The organism is Roseimicrobium sp. ORNL1 (assembly GCF_011044495.1).
Taxonomy (GTDB): domain Bacteria; phylum Verrucomicrobiota; class Verrucomicrobiia; order Verrucomicrobiales; family Verrucomicrobiaceae; genus Roseimicrobium.
In genome coordinates, this window is sequence record NZ_CP049143.1 from 414,226 (window position 1) to 435,016 (window position 20,791).

Below are 20,791 nucleotides of genomic sequence, written 5' to 3' on the forward strand. Positions count from 1 at the left end.
CGGTGGCGTTTTATTCCGGGCTACCAGCCATACGTCTTCCCGCCAGGCACGTGCTGTTTCAGGTCATTCAGGACAAACTTTGACACTTCTTCTCTCCCTTCTTTCGCCGCCCATGCGCTTCCTCATTTCTAGAAGACTTGCACGCTCCATTTTTTATTTGGTCCTCGTCGCCGGTGCAATCACCGCCAGCTGTTTGCGAGCTGACATTCTGCAATGGGACACCGGTGTGGGGACCGCTGGTGTGCAGGATGGTGGAGGCAACTGGCAGGTCGGCAGCGGCAACTGGTTGAATCAAACAACGGCCACGCCGGATGTGGTTTGGGCGGATGGCAATGACGCGGTATTCGGCGGGGGCACGGGAGCCGCGGGAACAGTAACTCTGCTGGGCCCTATTTCCGCGAAATCGCTCACGTTTGATCCGCCGGGAAGCGGCACGTATACCATCACGGGCAATGTGCTGACCATCGTGGACGGGCTCATCACTGCAAATGCCAGTGCCAGCATCACGTCCGTTATCAACGGAAGCGCGGGTCTCACAAAAGCAGGTGCGGGCACGCTGACCTTGGGAGGCGCCAACGCCAACACTTACGGCGGCACGGCTACCGTCAGCAATGGAGTCCTTCTCCTGAGCAAAACCGCGGGACAGAACGCCATCACTGGAAATCTGAATATCACAGGTGGTGGTAAGTTGCGCTTTGGTGCGAACAACCAGGTTGCTGATTCCTCCGCAGTCACGGTGTCTGGTTCAGGGAGTGTCTTCAATGGTGATGGGGTCAATACGGGAGTAGCCAACCTCAACGAAACGATTGGCAGCCTCACCGTGGTGGGTGGAACCGTGAACTCCGGCACAGGTACCACGGGCCTGGTTGTTACCGGTGTCGCGAGCTTCACTGGAGGTGCCTCCACCGCCATCTTCGTAGGGAACAGCGGTGCCCAGGTGTCCGTGAACGAACTGCGCATCACCGGGATGAACGCCGTCGCCGGCGGCACCGTGGGGACGGCAAACAGCTTCACTCTCTATGGCAACTCCACCACGGTGCGCAGTACCTTGACCGTGGGAAGCGGGGGTCTTTCTCTGGATGGCAGTACGCTGAACCTGCGGCAGGGAGGCGCGGGCGCCCAGGGCAGCAGGTTGATCCTGAATGGGGACGTGACCACGCTGGGAGCGTCCGCCTCTCGCATCAATCTTGATACAATAGGGGGCACGACAGGTGCCGTGGGAGTGGAGTTGAGCAGCAGCGCGGCAGTCGTGAGCAGGACCTTCAACACCGGCGCGAATCTCACCATCAACGTCGGACTGGGGAATGGTGCGGCTACCACCGCCTCCATCGTGAAGACGGGCGCGGGCACCTTGACCCTCTCCTCGTTGAACACGTTTAATGGCACCACGACCGTGCAGCAGGGCGGCATGATTCTGGATGGTGCGAATGGCAGGCTCTCCAACACGACCGCACTCATGCTCACCGGAGGCTCCTCTCTTCTGAACGGCAGTGCCACCGCAGCTACGAACAGCGGCGTCATCGACCGCATCAACAGCGCAGCGACCCTCACTCTCGGGGGAAGCACATTCACCCACGCTGTCACCACGGATGGAAACTCCCACAGCCAGACGCTTGCCAGCCTGACCATTGCGCAGGGCGCCAGTACCATCAATGCCAATGGCACGACCGGGACGAACACACTCACCTTTACAGGTGCGGGTGGCGGCGGCTACGTCCGTCAGGCGCGTGGCACGGTGAATTTCAACAATACGGGACTCACGATCGCCTTCACCAATGCCCCCACCGCTGGTGGAGGTAGCAGCGTGTCAGGTGGAGCAAATGCAATCCTGGTAGGCGCAACGCTCAATGGCAGGGACTTTATCGCAGCCCAGGCGGGAACGCTCACGGCCGCGACCTATGTGCCCACAGGCACCACAGATTGGTTTACAGGTGCGAACATGGATGTGACAGGCACCAACCCCGCGCCCTATGCCGCCACTTCCATCAACAGCCTGCGATACAACACCGCAGGTGCATTTACCGTAACCCTGACTGGCACACACACCATTGATAGTGGGATGATCCTGGTGACGGATCAGGTCGGTGCGAATGCGTCCACGCTCACCGGAGGTGTTCTTCGTGGCTCGCTGAACGGTGAACTGGTTGTATTCCAGAACAACCTGGGTGTGGCCGGAATGTTCACCATTGGATCGAACATTGAGAACAACGGAGGCGCCACGGGCCTGACCAAGGCGGGCCTGGGGATTCTCTCTCTCATTGGCGCGAATACTTATACGGGGCAGACATATGTCTCTGCAGGAGTGCTCCGCGCCGTGGAAGGAGTGGGACTTTCCAGCGGCAGCAATCTCAACGTCGTGGGTGGGGTCTTCGCCCCGGGCTCTGTGGCGGAATTCACCAGGGCGCTCGGCGCTGGCGCCGGTGAGATCCAGTTGAGCGGCCCGGCCGTGGGGTTCACTGCCGTGGGAAATGCGGCCACCATCAATCTTGGGGGTGCGTCTGGCACGCTGCAATGGGGCTCCGCCTTCTTCAACCCCACGGTCCTGGTATTGAATGACGCAAATGCCGACAACGCGATCGAGTTCAAGAACGGCCTCGATCTGAATGGAGCGGTGCGCACTATCACCACCACCTCGGCTGCTGCCAATGCCGCCACCATCTCGGGCATCATCAGCAACAGCACCGGAACTGCGGGGATGATCAAGACTGGCGCAGGCACGTTGATCCTTTCGGGAGCGAATACCTATGGCGGCGCCACCACTCTTACCCAGGGGGTTCTTGCCGCTGGTCATAACAGTGCGTTTGGCACCAGCACCGTGGTGCTGAACGGAGGCACTCTCCAGGCGGCGGGTGGCTCACGGTCGGTGGCGAACAACGTGGTGCTTGCTGCCAATTCCACCGTGTCGGGCACGAATTCACTGACTGTCACCGGCTCATTTACCTTTGGAGCGGATGGCAATGACATCACCAATGCCATGACGGGTGGCGCTGTCTTTGAGCTCGCGGGGAATGTCTATCTTTCCAACTCGGAAACTTCCAGCTTTGTTGGGGAGTTCTTTGGGGGCGGCACAACTTTGGTGAGCGGAGTCATCGCCAACAACAGCGGAAACAATACCCTGGCCAGTCATGTGTTTTTCAATAACGCCACCGGCACCCTTCGCCTCACGGGCGTGAACACGTTCACAGGCAGAACGTTGTCCGCTGGCGGCGGTGCGATCGCCATCTCCCAGGATCGGAACCTGGGCCTCGCGCCTACTTCGCCGGTGGTGGACTCCATCATCCTGGCAGGCTCCGGACGGCTTCGCATTGAGGAGAGCTTTGCACTCGATGTGAATCGCAGCATCGGTATCGGCAACAGTGGTGGTGGCGCTGCGACCGGGAGCATCGAAGTGATCACCGATAAGGTATTTACGGTGAACGGCACCATCACAAATCGCACGGTGAATTCGAACGGCTCTCCCACGACGGGCTCTCCCAACGTGGGATCGCTGACGAAAACGGGGAACGGCGTGCTGGTGCTCGGTGGGACCAATACCTACGGTGGTACTACCACAGTAAGTGCCGGTATTCTGAGAGTGACTTCTGCCAATGCCCTGGGGACAACCTCGACGGGAACGACCGTGAGTGCCGGGGCCCATTTGGAACTTGCCAACGGCGTCACCGTCACGGGAGAGACGCTGACCATCAGTGGCAGCGGTCGTTCCGTCGCTTCCCCAGATTCACCGGGGGTAAATCGCGGCGCGCTGCAAGTGGTTGCCGGAGGCACCGCGACCTGGGCAGGAGATATCATACTCAACAATGCAGTCAGCCGCATCGGCACACAGGCAGGTGGCACCCTGCTCGTGACCGGGGTGATTTCCGACGGGGCGAATAACTTTGCCCTTCAGATCGGTGCGGATAACACGAATGGGACGGTAGTTCTCAGTGGGGCCAACAACTACGGTGATGGTCTCACGGCCAGCACCCAGATCATTCGCGGCACGCTCAAACTGGGTGCGCACAATACGCTGCCCACGGTGACGGTGTTGGACGTGCATTCGCCCACGACCATTCCCTCGGAAGTGTCCACGGTGGATCTGAACGGGTTCAACCAGGCCATCGCTGTGCTTCAGGGTACCGGAGCATCTGCCACGAATGCTTTTGTCACCAATACAAACACGGTCACGGCAAGCACGCTCACCATCAATCAGGACTCCTCCTCGACATTCGCTGGAACCCTCACAGGAAATCTCTTTGTCGTGAAGAACGGCACGGGAACTCTGACCCTCAGCGGGCCGAACTCCTTCCGTGGAAATCTAACGGTGAACAACGGCTCGCTGATCCTTTCCGGCAACAATACATATCTGGGCGACACCATCATCAACGGCGGCACCGTGCTCCTCAGCGGAGGGAATGCGATTCCGGACGGTGCGAGCAAGGGGGATGTCTACGTGAACGGCGGGGCCACGACTGCAGGATCGCTGGACCTCAACAACTCGGCAGAAACCATCAACGGGCTCAACGGCTCCTCCGGCGCGGTGCAGGGCCGCATCTTCAACAATGCGACCAACACCACCGCACGAGTGCTCACCATTGGCGCAGACGGAAGTAACGGCAGCTACGCGGGCCAGATCCTCGACAACTCCGGAGGTGCGGCCCTGGGTGTGGTGGCGATTACCAAAATCGGCCGGGGCACCCAGACATTCTCGGGAGCCAACACCTCCACGGGAGCCATCACCATTTACAATGGGACATTGGAGTTCGACTACTCCGCAGGGGCTGACGTGTTGAACGGCCAGAACTTCGCGCTGCGCAATGGCACCATCTCCTTCAAGGGGAATGGAACCGGCACCACCGATGAAACGATCGGCACCCTCTCCACCCTGGCCATCAGTGCCAATCGCATTGTGATCTCAAACAATGGTGGGACGGGTACCACAGTCACGACAGGCGCGTGGAACTCAGGCGGAGGCACCTCGGGGATTTTTGTGGACGTGTCTGCAGGTGGTGTGCTCAAAACGACCACGGCGTTCGGCACGGCAGATGGCACCAGCTTTGCCATCAAGAACGGCATCCTCATGGCTGGAACCAGCGCAGGCGGTGCTAACGGCTATCGTGGCATGGTACTCGTGAAGGATGCTACCGGCGTGGGCTTTGCCACGCAGAATGCCAGCAATGAAATCGTGCGGTACACCGGCGCGACGGCATTGGTGGCCGCGTCCAATTCCGTGACGACAAACTACATCATGTCCGCGGACCTGACCAAGACGGGCACGGCCTTCCAATTCTCCACGCTCCAGATTGACACAGGTTCGACCTTCACCGCGGGGGAAAGCATCGACCTCAACATTGGCGGCAGCACCATGCTTACATCTGGATCCGGGAATGGCCACGCCATCCTGGTTACGGGTGCCAATGACGCGAGCATTACCGGCACACATGCCAACGCCGTGCTGAACTCCCTGTTCGTGGCCAATCACGGCACGGGAACCTTCACCCTCGGCGTGAGCATGAATGGCCAGGCACTCGTGAACTTCGGATCCGGTCTCACGATTTACAACCGGGCGGAGCTTCCCGGTGATGTGTATGCCGCTGGAGGCACCCTGCGCTTCACCCAGAACATGACGCACACCGGCGGCCTGATGCGCATTCTCGGCGATGGCATCTTCGAGATCGGCGCGGACCTGAACGGAGCAAATACAGGCGACTTTGACCGCACCATGGGTTCCGGGTTGGTGATGATTGGCAATGGGGGATTCAGCGCCTTCAGTGCCAATCGCCTGGTGAGCATCGGCGGGGCTTCCCCGACTGCCCTGACCTGGGGCGCTGGTAATTTCATGGCGTCCTCTGATGGAACAGACGGGAACTACGTCCTCATGTTGGGCTCCAGCACGTCCAACGCCATGCTGGACTTCGCCAACAGCATCAACCTTGGTACTCGCACCCGGACGGTTGATGTCGGCAATGGTGTGAATCTCAACGACGTGGATGCGCGCCTCTCGGGTGCCCTCAGTGGCGCCAATGGTGCACTTGAAAAGATCGGTGCCGGTACTCTCGAGGTCACGGGAGCGAACACCTACGGCATGGGCACGACCATTGCCGCAGGAACCTTCCTGGCAAACAATACGACGGGATCTGCCACGGGCACAGGGGAGGTGGTGGTGCAGTCGGGTGCGAAGCTTGGTGGCACGGGTACTGTCACGGCCTCCACCGGCACGCGGAACATCACGGTGGGCAGTGGCGCAACATTGATGGTGGGAAATACACACACCGTATCCACCGGCAGTGGCGGAGTGGCCTCGGCCCTGAGTCTGCAGACCAGTGCTGGCGGCGTGATTACTCTGGGTGGCACGGTACAGCTCGATTTGTTCGGAAACACCAACAACGGCTCAGGCACGAACCCCGCCTCAGACAATGACGTGCTTCGCCTCACCAGCGAAACTTCGGTGGTGGTGGATGGCATTCTGGCGATCGTCGATACCACGAATACCTCGCTGACTTGGGGACTGGGAGCCACGTGGCAGCTCATCGACTGGTCCATGGTTACCGCAGCCGTGCATAACTCTGGCACTTTTGATGATATCCTGCTGCCTACCCTAAATACGGGCCTGACCTGGGATACTTCGAAACTCTATATCGATGGCACCATCTCTGTCGCGGGCGTCGTGCCTGAGCCGAGCCGCGCGCTTCTGCTGCTGGCCGGTGGGATGGCGCTGATCATGCGCCGTCGTCGGTCACGGGAACAGGCTGTGGCGTGAGTGCCTGTATCAACCAAGCGCGCTGCGGCGGAACTGCTGCCGGTACGCACGTGGAGAGGCACCCATGAGGCGCTGGAACTGGCGGTTGAAATTCGCGAGATTTTCAAAGCCACAGTCCAGCGCGATGTCTGCCACCTTGTCATCCGTTTCGGCGAGGCGCGAGCAGGCGCGGCCCACACGGAGTTCATTCACGTACTGTGGCAGGGTTTTGCCCGTGCGTGTTTTAAAGAAGCGGCTGAAGGCACCGGCGCTCAGGCTCGCCTTGGCGGCCACGGCCTCGCGGGAGATGGGCTCCGTGAGATGCTCATGGATGTAGCCGAACACGCGGCCCATGCGACCCTGGTCCGTCTCGTGGAGTTCGGGCCGGAATCCAGCACTCGCGAGTGGCTTCAGATCGCGTGACTGGGAAAGGTCCTGCAGGATGTGGAGCAACTCAATGACCTTCGGCAGGCCTGCGGCCTTTGCCATGCTCTGCATGCGCTGGGCGATTTTCACCCGCGTGCTGCCGCCGACTTGCAGTCCACGATTGGCACGCTTCAAAAGCGCGCGCACCGGTTCCATCTCCGGCTTGCGCATGAATTCTTCTCCCAGGAAGTCATCGCGGAAACGGGTGACGATGGCGTGGACCGCATCCGTCGCCAGAGGTTTCTCCATGTCATCCTGATGCCAGACGTGAGGCACATTCCCGCCCACCAGCACGAGATCGCCTCCGATAAGGGGTGCGATGCTGTCGCCCACGACGCGGTGGCCACGGCTCTTGAGAACGAGCGTGAGCTGGTGTTCCGGATGAAAGTGCCATTGCGCGCCGTAGCCGCTGCCCTGGACAACTTCGCAATGGAAGGACTCCCACTCGCGCTGTGGAGTGTTCTCGAGCACTGGCCGTGCCTTGGTGGTGTGTCTCATGGTGAGAAATACAAAAGTATCAGTTTCCCGGCGGAGGGCAATGGCCTTGTTTTTTCCGCGTGCACAAAATCCGGGAGCCATAAGGCAGTGAAAAATGCACTACAATTGTAGTTGACTGGTGCACTACAACTGTAGCATCATCGGTCCCATGTCTCTGCCTGCTGTTTCAAATTCAGAATGGACGGTCATGGAACTGCTGTGGGAAAAGTCCCCTCAGACAGCCGCCGAGGTCATCGCCGCGCTCCGGGAATCCACCGGTTGGGCGCCGAATACGATCCGCACCTTGCTGGCCCGGCTTGTCGAGAAAGGCGCTCTCAAGGCGAAGGATAACGATGCCGGCGTGCGTGAGTTTGCCCCCGCAGTGAGGCGGGATGCCGTGGTGCGGGCCGAGAGCAAAACCTTCCTGCAGCGTGTCTTCCGAGGCGCAGAGAAGACGCTGCTGGCCCACTTTGCCTCCAACGCGAAGCTCACTCCAGAAGAGGTGAAGGAACTGAAAAAGCTGCTCGACGAAAACGTGAAGTCTAAGTCATGAACATGCCTGCTCTCCATAAGCTCACCGTGGCGTTCGATTTCGCCCTGCATGCCTCCCTGCTTGGTGCCGTGGGGGTGATCCTGGTTCTGACCATCCGCGGGACCCTGGGGCGATACATCGCGCCAGTCGCCCGTGGCTGGCTCTGGCTGCCCGTGGCCTTGCTCTGCCTGAGTCCACGGCTTCCCAGTGTGGTTGGTCGGAGTGTGTCTCCTGAGGTGATTCCAGCAACGGTCCGTGAGGCGCTAGCTCCAGTGAATACGCCCGTGGTGGTACGCGGTGAACCCCAGTTGCTATCCAACCATCCGATGCCTGCGCCGCAAGCTCCCGGCACAACGCTCACGTTGCGGGAGAAGCTGGCGATTGGCTGGGGAGCAGGGAGCATTGCCATCTTCGGCTTCTGGTTCGTGGCCTATGCGAGCTTGTGGAAGCGCATCCATCGCGAGAAGGGAACGGTGAGCCAGCGCCTGGCGGAAGAGTTTCGCGACTGTGTACGCACGTCGGGTCTCAGGCGTGCTCCGGGATTGATTGTCACCAGAGCCGTGGACAATCCAGCCGTCGCAGGTTTGTGGCGTCCTGTCGTGCTGATGCCGCCCGGCCTCGCGGACTCCATGCAGCGTGAATCACTGCGTCATGTGCTGCTGCATGAGCTGGGTCACATTCGCCGTGGGGATCTGTGGCTGCATTGGCTCTCGGCCATCATGGTGGCGCTGCATTGGTTCAATCCACTTCTCTGGCTGGCATCGCGAAAGTTCCGAGCTGACCGCGAGGCCGCGTGTGATGCCGAAGTGATTGGCGCCTCTGGAAATGCTGCACATGCTTATGGTGAAACCCTGCTGGCTCTCGGCGCACGGGTGCCGCGAATGCTGTCACCCCGTCTGATGGCAGGTATTCTGGGTAGCGCAGATCTGGTGAAACAGCGCATCGTCGATATTGCACGTCTGGGGAAGACGTCGCGGCTCGCAGGGTGGCTGGCATTTCTCGTGGTGATGAGCGGCACGGCCGCCATTGCCCTTGCCGCGGCTGAGCCAGGCAGTGCAACGACCATCGGAGATCCCCCCGTAAAGACTGAGACTTCGCAAGCGGCAGCGGAACTGTACACGCGTACCTACAAGGTCCCCCCGGACTTTCTCCAGTGGGCGCAGGAGCAGAATTCGCAACCATCGACGGAGAAGGGCTCAGGGAAGAAACTCACAGCAGTCCAGATACTGACGAATGTCGGCGTGCCCTTTCCCGAGGGAGCGAGCGCAGTCTTTGTGGCGAGCACGTCGCAGATGATCGTGAGGAACACCGCGGCCAACCACGACATCATCAAGGCGCTTGTGGAGGTAAATGCGGCGAACCCGATCCGGCAGGTTTACGTCACCTGTCAGCTGGTGGTCTTCAAGGAGGGGAGTAAGCCGGAATTACTCGGCATTTCCTTCACTGAGCCGAACCAGGCCATCAAAGTGGAGTCGACCACGGGAGATGAGAAGCCTGTGATGGTGCAGCATCCTTCACCGTCACCGTTTGCTGTGTCGGGTGTCTTCACCAATCCCCAGTTTGCAGTCATCTGGAGAACGCTGGCGGGCAAGGATAAATCATCATCCAGTGTTCCTTCCAGCGGAGGGGCGGATGTTCCCTTCAAGAATCTCTCGTCTGAGGTGCAGGCGGTCATCCAGATGCCTTCCGTCACCACGCGTAGTGGGCAGAGGGCCACCCTGGAAACGATACGGGAGTTCATCTATCCCACCGAGTATGACAAGAAGCCTTCAGAGAAGTCGGGAGGGAAAGTCGAGTACACGCCGAAGGCCTTCGAAATGCAGCCCCTCGGTTTCGTAATGGAAATGGAGCCAGTGATTGGGCCGGATGGGTACACGATTGATCTTGCGATGACACCGCAGTTGCGAACGTTCACAGGGTGGGTGGATCATGCTCTCGCAGATGGCGCGAAGGTCAAACAGCCCACCTTCAGCACTCACAAGGCGACCACTTCGGTGACCATCTGGGATGGGCAGACGGTGGCTTTTGCCGGGGAGGCTCACATCGCGCCATTCCTCATGGATCCGTCCTTGAAGAGCGAAGCCGCCGTGCTGGGGAAGGTGCATCCCATGCTGCTCTTTGTGACAACGCAGATGATCGATCCCTCAGGCCATCGGGTGAAGCCGAGAGAGGGATTGGAGGGGAAGACAAACGCTTCTGACCCAGTCCCGCCTGTTTCAGATTCCAAGACGGCGGGCGCTTCACATGGAAAGGGGACCAGCCGGGCACGTATTGACGTGGGCACCGATTATAGGCCACCCAATCCAAATCAGACCGAGGAACAAACCACTACAGACTTCGTGGGACTACAAATCGAATTTCTCAAGAGCCCACAGTTGCGCAAACGGGCTGAGGAGCGCATGAAGATCTGGAACCCTGACGTGGAGACAGCGCCGGTGGTCTTGACAGCTGAGAGGGTGCGGGACACGACTCAGGTGGAAGTCTTCGCTTCCGCGACTGGAAGTACCGCCTATGCCAGGCTCTTTCTGGATTGCCTCCTGGATGAAATGGCGGCGTTCCGCCAGGAAAGAATTCGGGACCAGCTGAATAGTGGGGCTCGCAGCCGTGTAGTTGATAGACTCTATGAGAAAGAAACTGAGGTGAAAGAACTCATGGAAAAGTTCGCGCGAGCAACCCGGGAAAATGCAGCCCAACAAAAGCTGGATGAAATAAAAGCAGATCTAGCTCGCGTGCGAGGCGACCTGCAAGCTTGGGAAGAGAAGCGTAAACAAGTGGAAACCGCCATGTTACCCGAGAGAAGGGCAGTTGAACGGGCAAAACCTTTTCAAATCATCGAACATCCCACTACGATTGAGACTGGAGAAAAGTAGCAATGCTGCTGCTCTCCGAAGGGGCATTTCAAACTGCCCAAATCACAATTGTATCACAAGGCATTGCCCGCAGAGTAGCGGCTTCCTCATGTAGGAGTTAGCCTGCTTACATGGGCAAAGAGTACAGCATTACCCCCGTCTCCGTTCCTCACGTGGAGACGAAGCATCGTCGCATTCAAACCGCGCTGCCGCATCCGGATTCCGTGCCGGTACTGGAGAAGCTGCGTTCCCTTGAGCCCATCTCCATGCGTGGCATGCCGCCCATCGTCTGGGACAAGGCCGAGGACTACTATGTCTATGACCGCCACGGCAACAAGTGGCTCGACTGGAGCAGCGGCGTGCTGGTGACGAATGCCGGCCACGGCGTGAAAGAAGTGCGCGAGGCCATCATCGCCCAGGTCCAGAGCGGCCTGCTGCACAACTACGTTTTCCCCAGCGAAGAGCGCGCCGAACTCACCGAACTCCTCATCTCGCTCGCCCCGGCGGACCTGAAGAAGGTCTTCCTCCTAACCACCGGTTCGGAGGCCACGGAGTGCGCCATCAAGCTCTCGCGCTCCCACGGCATCAAGGTCGGCGGACGCGGGAAGATAGGCATCATTGGCTTCGAGCGTGGTTTCCATGGTCGTACGCTGGGATCCCAGCAGGCGGGCGGCATGGCGGGACAGAAGAACTGGATCGTGAACGAAGACCCCGCGATCTTCACCGTGCCCTTCCCGGATGGCTACTGGCAGCCGGACGTGAGCTTCGAGTGTTTCCTCAAGGCGATTGACCAGCGTGGCCTCAAGCCGGAGAACATCGCCGGCGTCATGATGGAGACCTACCAGGGCGTGGGTCCCGACTTCGCCCCGACCGAGTACGTGCGCCAGCTCGCTGCGTGGTGCAAGAAGCACCAGATCGTGCTCACCTTTGACGAAGTGCAGGCTGGCTTCGGTCGCACGGGCAAGTTCTGGGCGTTTGAGCACTACGGCCTGACGCCGGACATCATCTGCTGTGGCAAGGGCATCAGCAGCTCGCTGCCGCTCTCGGCGGTGATTGGCCGTGCGGAGATCATGGACCAGTTCCCTCCTGGCTCCATGACCAGCACGCACACGGGTAATCCCGTCTGCTGCGCAGCCGCCATGGCAGCCATCCGCAAGATTCTGCGCGAGAAGATGACGGAAAACGCCGCCGCGCTGGAGCCCGTGCTCCTTGCAGGGCTGCAGAAAATCCAGGCGCAGTATCCCGAGGTCATCGGCCACGTTACGGCCAAGGGACTCGTGGCTGGCATGCAGACCGTGAAGCCGGGCACGAAAGACCCCGATCACGACCTCGCCCACCGCATCATTGAGCTGTGCTACCAGAGGGGGCTTCTCCTTTTCGCGCCAGTCGGAGCCTGGGGACAGACGGTGAAAATCGCACCTCCCCTTAGCATCCCGAAAGACGCGTTGCAGGAAGGACTCACGGTACTGGAAGAAGCTACCGCCCAAGCGATTTCCGAACTGGTCGCAGAGGAAGTGTTGCAGGCTGCCTGAGTCGAGACACTGGTGGATCTGGGCGTTGGGGTATTGCATTCCGGTGATTAATCCGGTGTGCTGGGGGCGTTATGTCCCGCCCTAACGCCATGAATCCACCCGACTCTCCCGTTTCCTCCCGTCGCGATTTTCTGAAAGCCACGACCCGGACTGCCGCCGGCGTCTCCGTCCTGTCCGGCATCACCATCCCGTACGTCCACGCCTCGGTGAATGACGAGGTGAAGGTGGCGCTCATCGGCTGCGGCGGCCGTGGATCCGGTGCGGCGAGCAATGCGCTTTCCGTGGGCAATGCCCCCACCCGTCTCGTTGCCATGGCGGACGTGCAGCAGGACCGCATGAACGCCAGCCACGATGCGCTGAGCAAGAAGCACCCGGACCGCATGAGCGTTTCCGAGGACGCGAAGTTCATCGGGTTCGATGCCTACAAGAAGGCCGTGGACGTGCTCAAGCCGGGCGATATCGCTGTCTTCGCCACGCCTCCTGCCTTCCGCTGGGTGCACTACAAGTACGCCATTGAGCGTGGCGTGAACATCTTCATGGAAAAGCCGCTGGCGGTGGACGGTCCCACCTCCAAGCGCATGCTGGAGCTGAATGAAGAGGCGAAGAAGAAGGGCCTCAAGGTGGCCGTGGGTCTCATGTGCCGCCACTGCCGCGTCCGTGGAGATCTTTACAATCGCATCCAGGACGGCGCGATTGGTGACCTCATCCTGGCCCGCGCGTACCGCATGCAGGCCCCGGTGGCCTCCTGCTTCTCCAAGCGTCGTCCGGAAGAAACGCCCGAGCTCATCTGGCAGATCCAGCGCTTCCATTCCTTCCTCTGGGCGAGCGGTGGCGCGTACAGCGACTTCTTCATCCACAACATCGATGAAGCCTGCTGGATGAAGAACGACTGGCCGGTGGAAGCCCAGGCCAGCGGTGGCCGCACGGATCGCGGCGACTATGTGGACCAGAACTTCGACCACTACTCCGTGGAATACACCTGGAAGGATGGCAGCAAGTTCTTCTTTGAAGGCCGCAACATCACCGGCTGCCGCAATGAGTTCTCCACCACGGTGCATGGCTCGAAGGGCATGGCCATCGTTTCCTCGGCAGGTCACCTCCCGGCGAAGAGCGCCATCTTCAAGGGCCAGACACGCGATGCCGCCTCCACCGTGTGGCGTGCACCGTCTACCGAGCCGAACCCCTACCAGATGGAGTGGGATGACTTCCTCGACGCCATCCGCAACAACAAGCCCTACAACGAAATGGAGCGCGGCGTGAAGGCGAGCCTCGTCACCTGCATGGGCCGCATGGCGGCGCACACTGGCCAGATCATCACCTATGATCAGATGCTGAACTGCCCGTATGAATTCGCCCCCGGCGTGGACAAGCTGACCCTCGATGGCCCAGCTCCGATCCACGAAGACGCCAACGGCCGCTATCCCGTGCCGCTTCCCGGTGTGAATCGTGACCGCGAGTACGCCATGGCGGATGTGGTGGTGCCAGCAGCCCCGGCTCCGGCTCCGGCACCCGCGGCGGGAGCACAGAAGTCCTAAGCTCAAACCTCACAAGCGAGGGGCCGCCCGAAAAGGCGGCCCCTTTTCGTTTTGAAAGAACCAGTACTATTACCAGCGTTCAGGGCTCAAAGCCCGCAACCTCTGAGCCCTGAACGCCATGAAACAGATCATCCCCGTTCTCGCCCTGTTGCTGCTCATAGCGCTGGGCACACCCCGTGTTGGAGCTGAGAATCCCGACCAGCCCCACATGAGGGCAGCGCTCGAATTGCTGCAAACCGCGAAGAAGTCCGATACGCCTCTGCCGATGCTGACGTCCGCCAGGAAGCATCTCAAGAACGCAGCCAAGAACAAGGGTGGTGCCAGGGTGGAAGCGCTGGAACTGGTCGATGAAGCTATCGCTCAAGCGAAGGCTGGGGACAAAAAGAAGACCGAGCAGAAAATCAACGCGGCGATCGCGAACATTCACTCTGGCATGGGAAACGCCAAGTAAGCGCGTGGGCGGTTGGCTATTTTTCCGTCGCTCCTCAATCATGGCGCACGCAATTCTGGTGACACCCGGGGTACTCCTGCGGTAGCCTCCATGGCATGACGAACAAGCTTGTCGCAGGAGCGTGCGTGTTCCTTTGCCTGGCAGCCGCATGCCCGCTGCTTGCCGCTCCCATTCACACTGCAGCTGCCGGGGGAAATCTCACCCAAATCGAGAGACTTCTCTCAAAGGGCGCGGATGTGAATGCGCCGCATGAAGTCAGCGGCCTCACCCCGTGGCAGATGGCCCGTATGCATGGCCGTGATGAGGCAGCTGAACTCCTGGCAAAGAAAGGCGCGGATACGAAGCGTGAGTTTCCGACGCCGGAGGAGATTATGGACCGGGCCTTGAAGAACTCCGTTAAGTCGGACGGCCCTGGTTTTGCCATCCTCGTCTCGCGCGATGGCAAGGTGCTCTATGAGCGCGGCTTCGGCATGGAGGACATGGAGGCGAAGAAACCGATCACGCTGGAGACGACCTTTCGCATCGGTTCCGTGACGAAGCAATTCACCGCCACAGCCGTCTTGCTTTCAGAAGAAGATGGCAAACTCAAGGTCACGGATACCGTGGCGAAGTTTTACCCCGGCTTCCCTCGTGGGGACAAGATGACGCTGCACCAGCTCCTCACACACACCTCCGGCATCTACAATTTCACTGCGCTTCCCGATTTCATGAAGGACGTCACGAAGCCCATGACGTCGGCACAGGTCATCGCCTCCTTCCGCGATGTGTTTCCAAACTTCGAGCCAGGCAGCGCTCACATGTATAGCAATTCGGGCTATTTCTTGCTCGGTGACATCGTGGAGAAGACGCAGGGCCGCACGTATGTGGCGCTGCTGAAGGAGCGTGTGTTCGACAAGGAAGGCATGAAGTCCACCGGTGCGCATCGCCCTGACTTGGGCCTCGCGCACGAGGCCAGGGGTTACGCGCCTAAGGATGAGAAGGACGGGAAAGCCGGTTGGAAGCCTGCGGTCAACTGGCACATGAGCCAGGCCGGTGGGGCAGGAGAGCTGTACTCCACGGTGGGTGATCTCTACCGGTGGAACGAAGCCATCTACCACGGTCGCGTGCTGCGTCCCGAGTCCCAGAAGAAGGCTTTCACACCGCTGAAGGACTATCCTGATGCGCCCAAAAAGCTGGAGGCCTCCGATGGCAACTATGCCTACGGATGGGTCGTCGGAGACGTGCGTGGGTTGAATAGCATCTGGCACAATGGTGGCCTCAATGGATTCACGAGTGAGCTGCGGCGTTTCCCGGATCAAAACGTCACCGTGGTAGTGCTGTCCAACTCCGCTTCCCCCATCGGCGGCTTCACCGCTGCCAGCGTGGCGGAGCTTGCGGCCAGGCAGTTCCTCTGGCGCGAGATGCAGCCGCAGCCGTGTTTCAGCGAGCAGACTCTCGCAGAGGGCACCAAGCTCGAAGACTATGTGGGCACGTTTGATTTCTCCGTGCTCGGAGTGATGCGCTTCCGTGTGGAACGTGGACGCCTGCAGGCCAAGCTCGCCGATCAACGCTGGGGAGATGTCGGTCCCGCAGGCAAGGACATCTTTCGCGAACCGGATGTGGACGCGAATTTCGAATTCAAACGCGATGAAAAAGGAGGCGTATCTTCCGTCACTCTCAAGCAACGTGGCACGGTGATCTCAGGGAATCGCTTTGCCGAGCCCAAGGAAGGCGAGATGACACGGGCTGCGCTGAATGAGCTGACGGGGAGATATCAGCTCGCTTCCCAGACCTTCGAAATGAAACTCTCTCCTCGCGGAAGCTTCCTGCTTGGAAAACTGGGCGAGCAGCCTGACTTCGCCTACTACCCGATGGCGGAAAAGAAAGACCACGTCTTCTGCAAGGCGATCCGCGTGGAGTTGGAATTTAAGCGGGAGAAGGATGGCAAGGTCCAGACTCTGGTTCTTCACCAGAATGGTATCGCGATGCCGTTTGCAAGGGCGGGGGAGGTCGACCCTAAGAAATGAAGGACTATCGTCGAATAAGTGAGCCTGGTTGAGCGACAATCCCTTACTGATGGAAACCATGAAATTCGATCTTTCCCGTACTGCTGAGTCTAAAGGACGCGAGGGGAACTGTGCGAAGCTACCCCGAAGACGCACGCTCCTCGGTCTCGTAGTGGCCGGGCTATTTCCTTTCGCGGCCGCTGTCCTTCCAGCGGAGGAATCCGTGGTTGAGCTCCCTGAGGGCAAATCTCCGGATGGGGCGGTGCTGCTCCGGATAAAGGGAGAACCCAAATCAGAGGATCCCAACGTGTTGGAATTGGTGACGGTGGCCACCGGCAAGGTGGCAGGCACTGTTCCTGCGGGCGGATACACTTCGACAGCACAGGCCGAGGTGGATAATGCCGTAGTCCTATGGTCGCCCGATTCCAAGAGGTGCGCGTTGATGTTCCGCGATTCCAAACGTACCACCAAGCTCCAGGTGTTTCAGGTGGACCCATCCGGACTGCGTGAAATCGAACTGCCATCTCCCACCGATGCAGCCTTTCAATTGCTGGGTGCCAAGGAGTGTTTTCGCAGCCTGCGTCAACTTCCGGTGCGTTGGCTGGATGCGGACAGCCTGCTGGTCAAAGCAAGCGGGGATGTCGTCAAGGAGACCGGGGATAAGGTCCCGATCTATTATGAGGCAGATGTCCGGTACAAGGTGAGCGAAAGGAAAATCGTCAAAGCGACTCTGACACATACTGAGCCCAGAGAGGGCTGACAGCGGTCTATTGAGTCTTGCACAAAAGACTGACGTGTTGGAACTCGTGCCCTGAAGGGGCACAGGAGCCCAGCCCAGGGTTAGGGAGCCCTGGCGACCGACACCCTGGGTCGCATTGGAATTGGTGGCCGCCCTGAAGGGGCGGAGGAGAGTTGACCATTCAGGTGTTCTATCGCCTACGGTGGGAAAGTGCCACGTTGCACAGGCTGCCACGTGCTCCTCCACCCCTTCAGGGTGGGATACATTATCGTACACCACCCAGGGTGTCGGTCGCTTAGGCTCCCTAACCCTGGGCTGGGCTCCTGCAGCCCTTCAGGCTGCAACTTCGGGTGCTGACCAAGACAATAAGTTGGAGAAAATTGTCAGTCTATTGCGCAATGTTCAATAGTTCCAGTTTGGTGGTTCTACAAAGACACTCTGCCCGCTTCGACAGACAGTGAGGTGACGGGCTGCCTAGTCCAGCTTGATGGGAGACAGGTACCGGCGTTCTTCTTCAAACATCTCCGCCGCGACGACGTCCCTGGCCATGGCGGCGGCTTCTTCGCGTTTGCCTGCTTTCCACAAGAGTCCCGCCAGCACGGCCTTGGGGCCGGGTTCCAATTTCATGGCATGGCTCGCAGCGATTTCCAAGCTGCGCTTCATGCTCTGGAAGTCGCCCGCGTGAAACTCGGCGAGGGCTTTTGACAGGAGCGCGATGGGCTCTTGTTCCGATGCATCGTCCTTTGCATATAGAAAGTGCCCCAAAGGCCGGTCCATCTCGATGCCGGAGAGCAACCTCAGATAATCCAGTTCGCTGCTGGAGGAGTGCCAGCCCGGTTCGAGCTTCAGCATGGCATTCGCTGCCTTCAACATGCCAGCGGCATCGCGACGGCGTTCGCTGAGTTCATAGATCCGTCGAAGAGTGGGTAGTTTCGCAGGGCTGTCCATCCCGGCCAGCTCCCAGTAGGCCGTGAGGGCCACCTCTACCTGGCCCAGGGATTCCGCGCCTGCTCCGACCTGGGCCAGCTCCGATGCCTTGTTGTTTCCTGAGGCATACAAGATGGCGCCGTTCAGGTGCCCAACCATGGTATCACCTTCCTTTAGATTACGCGCGAGGAATGCCCGGATGAGTTCCAGATCCACCTTGGAGACAGGAAGCGGTCGGTTATCGAGCATGCGCTCCAGGGATTCCCATTGGCCTCTGCGCATGAGAGCATTGGCGCGTGCAAGAAAGAGTCCGCGAGAGCCCATTGCGTCGGACTCTGAAATCTCGCTGAGTACGGTGTCGCTTTTACTGTGCCGTGAGATCCACTGGTAAAAGAGATCCCTCGTTTCCTTCTTTTCCGGTGAAATGAGTTTTTTGGCGAGGGGGATGATGGTGTCGATCAGCTCCGGCGACTTCGCCACGCACTGCTCAAAGACCCAATAGCGCTGCATGTCATTGAAGGCGGGTGCCTTGCTGGCGAGCTCAGCGAGCTCGCCCAGTTTCGAGGAATCGAGCGAGTTGGAAAGTGCGAGTGCAGACAGACCAATGACGGTCAACTTTCCTTCTCCGCGTGCAGCCTCCCACAAGATGTCGGTTGCCGCATCACGGGTTGCCTTGTCGTGTGAATGGATTTCTTCCGCGGCGAGTTTCACACGGCACTCGGGATCGTCGCGGTGTTCGCGCCAGATTGCGAGCCGCATCTCTTTGGCTTCGGCGACCTTGCCGCCCTTTTGAAGAACGGCGGCGCGGAATTCGCGTGTCAGTCGTTCCTGACGGCAGGTTTCGGGAAGAGAAGCTTCGATTTGGAGGGCGCGCGCGAGATCGTTGCAGCGGAGGGCAGCCTGTCCCATCGCCACCGTGTCCTCCCATGTTGCAGCACCCAAATGCTGAAGTTGGTTCCAGGCGCGGAAGGCACTTCTCTCAGCACCGGGCAGCTCATCCAGGCACCTGGCAATGGACCTCGTCACGAGGGGATCGTTTGGAGCCTTGCGAACTGCTTGCGCGAGCAACTCAAAAGCCTTCTGCGGTTGCCCGGCATCCAGAAGGGCGATGCCTTCCTTCGAGAGTTTCCTGGCCTCCCAGGTGTGCCAGATTTGTTTTGCCCTAGGTAGCAGGAGCCAGGTTCCTCCCGCCATGGCGAGCAGCACGAAGGAAGCGACGATGAATATCCGGGCCCTTCTCTTCGAGGGTGACAAGCGGCGCGGCGATGGTGAAGGTGCCGAGGGAGATCCTGGGATGCTCATTTTGAAGCCGGGATTTCCGCGGGTGTGGGGGCTGGGCCGTTTGGTTGGCTGTCTTCAGTGTCCTGCCTTCGTCTCAGCAGGCTTCGTTTTGCCTCGTCGAGTTCCTTTTGATCAATAACCGGGGTCTCCATCAGTTTGCGCCTGGCTTCATCGACTTCTTTCTGGTCAACCGTCGGGTTCTTCATGAACTCGCGCTTTGCCTCATCGATCGCCTTCTCGTCCATGGTCCTGCGTCCCATGAGTTTGCGTTTTTCCTCTTCGATTTCCTCCTGTCCCACCACCGGCTTTTCCATCAACTTTGAAGCCATTTTTTTCTGCTCAAGTTCCATTCGTTCGGCGGCAGCGCTGTCTTCAAGCACGCAGCGGAATCCAACACCAGGCGAGCGAGTGCTCGCAGACACATGATAGGCGTACTGCGTTTCCAGGCACTCCTGGCGCCAGTACATCCATGAACCTCCGCGCAGGGTCACGGCGAGTTCACCGGTTTGCAGGTGGTCTGAAGTCCATTCCCAGACGTTCCCCCCGAGATCATAACAACCGCTGCGGGACGGGAGAAATTGACCCACTGGCGCTGTGAAGGCATATCCATCTTCGGAAACTTCAGCGATGGGTTGATGGCCGTAGTTTCCTGATTGCTGAGGCGGTGGCCAGGCGTCGCCCCAAGGATAGAGGCTGTCGGACGCATTAGACTCGGTGGCAATACCCGATGCGGCGTCCCATTCGGCCTTGCTGGGAAGGCGATAGGACTGCCCTGCTTTCAGCACTCCAGCCTTCCTTTCATGCGCCGTCAGCCAAGTGCAAAACTCCTGCGCCTCTGAAAATGTCACGTTCACCACAGGATCCTGTGTGGTTTGCGTGAATGCTGGCTTATATGTCCAGGGAATGCCTTTCTCCTTGATGTAGGCATCCCAATCCGACACGCGTGTCTCCCAGATGGACACAAACACCGGCGTGCCCGGCAGTTCCACCAACTTCATGCCCACGCTGTTGATGATTTCTTTTCGATCTGGAGCATCACTATCTTCGCCTGGTCCACTCTCGCTGAACGCTGCGGTGGACAAGCTGGATAGGGATAGGGCAATAACACAAGAACGTAACATGGATTCAACGGGGCGCGACAATAGTCTCTTGTTCGCGAGACCCAAGTAAGAAAGGACGCAATGCAACAGCGTCAATTTCGTCACAGCACTTGCAGTTGCAAACCAGGGCTCTTGGAATGCAACAGCGGCATATCTCAATGCATGAGAATAGTGCCGTCGCTCAATCTGGTCATGTGCATGCACGTTCGTGAGCATGGCAGCCAGAGGCATGCCAGCGTCGT

Annotated in this window: 11 protein-coding genes; 8 read left to right on the top strand and 3 right to left on the bottom strand. The window is 59.4% G+C overall.

Translation table 11 applies throughout. The features are described 5' to 3' along the window. Positions 1 to 193 precede the first annotated feature (193 nt). Positions 194 to 6,736: an autotransporter-associated beta strand repeat-containing protein gene (locus tag G5S37_RS01645; protein WP_165200106.1), complete on the top strand. Its 6,543-nt coding sequence runs from the start codon at positions 194 to 196 to the stop codon at positions 6,734 to 6,736. A 9-nt stretch (positions 6,737 to 6,745) separates the two neighbouring features. Here the strand turns inward: G5S37_RS01645 and G5S37_RS01650 are convergent, their stop codons facing one another. Next, positions 6,746 to 7,639: an AraC family transcriptional regulator gene (locus G5S37_RS01650; RefSeq protein ID WP_165200108.1), complete on the bottom strand. Its 894-nt coding sequence runs from the start codon at positions 7,637 to 7,639 to the stop codon at positions 6,746 to 6,748. A 148-nt stretch (positions 7,640 to 7,787) separates the two neighbouring features. Between G5S37_RS01650 and G5S37_RS01655 the strand changes: the two genes are divergently transcribed. The 7 genes from G5S37_RS01655 to G5S37_RS01685 all read left to right on the top strand — a co-directional run bounded on the left by G5S37_RS01655 (position 7,788) and on the right by G5S37_RS01685 (position 17,262). After that, positions 7,788 to 8,171: a BlaI/MecI/CopY family transcriptional regulator gene (locus G5S37_RS01655; protein WP_165200110.1), complete on the top strand. Its 384-nt coding sequence runs from the start codon at positions 7,788 to 7,790 to the stop codon at positions 8,169 to 8,171. A 2-nt stretch (positions 8,172 to 8,173) separates the two neighbouring features. Next, complete coding sequence (locus G5S37_RS01660; RefSeq protein ID WP_165200112.1) at positions 8,174 to 11,020, top strand: M56 family metallopeptidase; 2,847 nt, start codon at positions 8,174 to 8,176, stop codon at positions 11,018 to 11,020. Positions 11,021 to 11,130: 110 nt separating this feature from the next. Next, a complete protein-coding gene (locus tag G5S37_RS01665; RefSeq protein WP_165200114.1) occupies positions 11,131 to 12,531 on the top strand; it encodes an aspartate aminotransferase family protein in 1,401 nt (466 codons plus the stop codon). A 71-nt stretch (positions 12,532 to 12,602) separates the two neighbouring features. Further along, on the top strand, positions 12,603 to 14,066 hold the full coding sequence (locus G5S37_RS01670; protein WP_240914775.1) for a Gfo/Idh/MocA family oxidoreductase: 1,464 nt from the start codon (positions 12,603 to 12,605) through the stop codon (positions 14,064 to 14,066). Between the two features lie 118 nt (positions 14,067 to 14,184). Further along, positions 14,185 to 14,517, top strand: coding sequence for a hypothetical protein (locus G5S37_RS01675; protein WP_206026271.1), 333 nt, complete (start codon positions 14,185 to 14,187; stop codon positions 14,515 to 14,517). A gap of 95 nt (positions 14,518 to 14,612) precedes the next feature. Further along, positions 14,613 to 16,523: a serine hydrolase gene (locus G5S37_RS01680; RefSeq protein WP_165200116.1), complete on the top strand. Its 1,911-nt coding sequence runs from the start codon at positions 14,613 to 14,615 to the stop codon at positions 16,521 to 16,523. Positions 16,524 to 16,551: 28 nt separating this feature from the next. Beyond that, positions 16,552 to 17,262, top strand: coding sequence for a hypothetical protein (locus G5S37_RS01685; RefSeq protein WP_165200118.1), 711 nt, complete (start codon positions 16,552 to 16,554; stop codon positions 17,260 to 17,262). Positions 17,263 to 17,715: 453 nt separating this feature from the next. Here the strand turns inward: G5S37_RS01685 and G5S37_RS01690 are convergent, their stop codons facing one another. Both G5S37_RS01690 and G5S37_RS01695 read right to left on the bottom strand, forming a co-directional pair. Continuing rightward, positions 17,716 to 19,470: a hypothetical protein gene (locus tag G5S37_RS01690; protein ID WP_165200120.1), complete on the bottom strand. Its 1,755-nt coding sequence runs from the start codon at positions 19,468 to 19,470 to the stop codon at positions 17,716 to 17,718. Then, positions 19,467 to 20,780: an SUMF1/EgtB/PvdO family nonheme iron enzyme gene (locus tag G5S37_RS01695; protein WP_165200130.1), complete on the bottom strand. Its 1,314-nt coding sequence runs from the start codon at positions 20,778 to 20,780 to the stop codon at positions 19,467 to 19,469. Before G5S37_RS01695 ends, G5S37_RS01690 begins: the two co-directional genes overlap by 4 nt. Positions 20,781 to 20,791: the final 11 nt, after the last annotated feature.

Coding starts and splice junctions, on each gene's coding strand:
- G5S37_RS01650 (WP_165200108.1), bottom strand. CDS start 7,639: ATGAGACACACCACCAAGGCACGGCCAGTGCTCGAGAACACTCCACAG.
- G5S37_RS01655 (WP_165200110.1), top strand. CDS start 7,788: ATGTCTCTGCCTGCTGTTTCAAATTCAGAATGGACGGTCATGGAACTG.
- G5S37_RS01660 (WP_165200112.1), top strand. CDS start 8,174: ATGCCTGCTCTCCATAAGCTCACCGTGGCGTTCGATTTCGCCCTGCAT.
- G5S37_RS01665 (WP_165200114.1), top strand. CDS start 11,131: ATGGGCAAAGAGTACAGCATTACCCCCGTCTCCGTTCCTCACGTGGAG.
- G5S37_RS01670 (WP_240914775.1), top strand. CDS start 12,603: ATGTCCCGCCCTAACGCCATGAATCCACCCGACTCTCCCGTTTCCTCC.
- G5S37_RS01675 (WP_206026271.1), top strand. CDS start 14,185: ATGAAACAGATCATCCCCGTTCTCGCCCTGTTGCTGCTCATAGCGCTG.
- G5S37_RS01680 (WP_165200116.1), top strand. CDS start 14,613: ATGACGAACAAGCTTGTCGCAGGAGCGTGCGTGTTCCTTTGCCTGGCA.
- G5S37_RS01690 (WP_165200120.1), bottom strand. CDS start 19,470: ATGAGCATCCCAGGATCTCCCTCGGCACCTTCACCATCGCCGCGCCGC.
- G5S37_RS01695 (WP_165200130.1), bottom strand. CDS start 20,780: ATGCCTCTGGCTGCCATGCTCACGAACGTGCATGCACATGACCAGATT.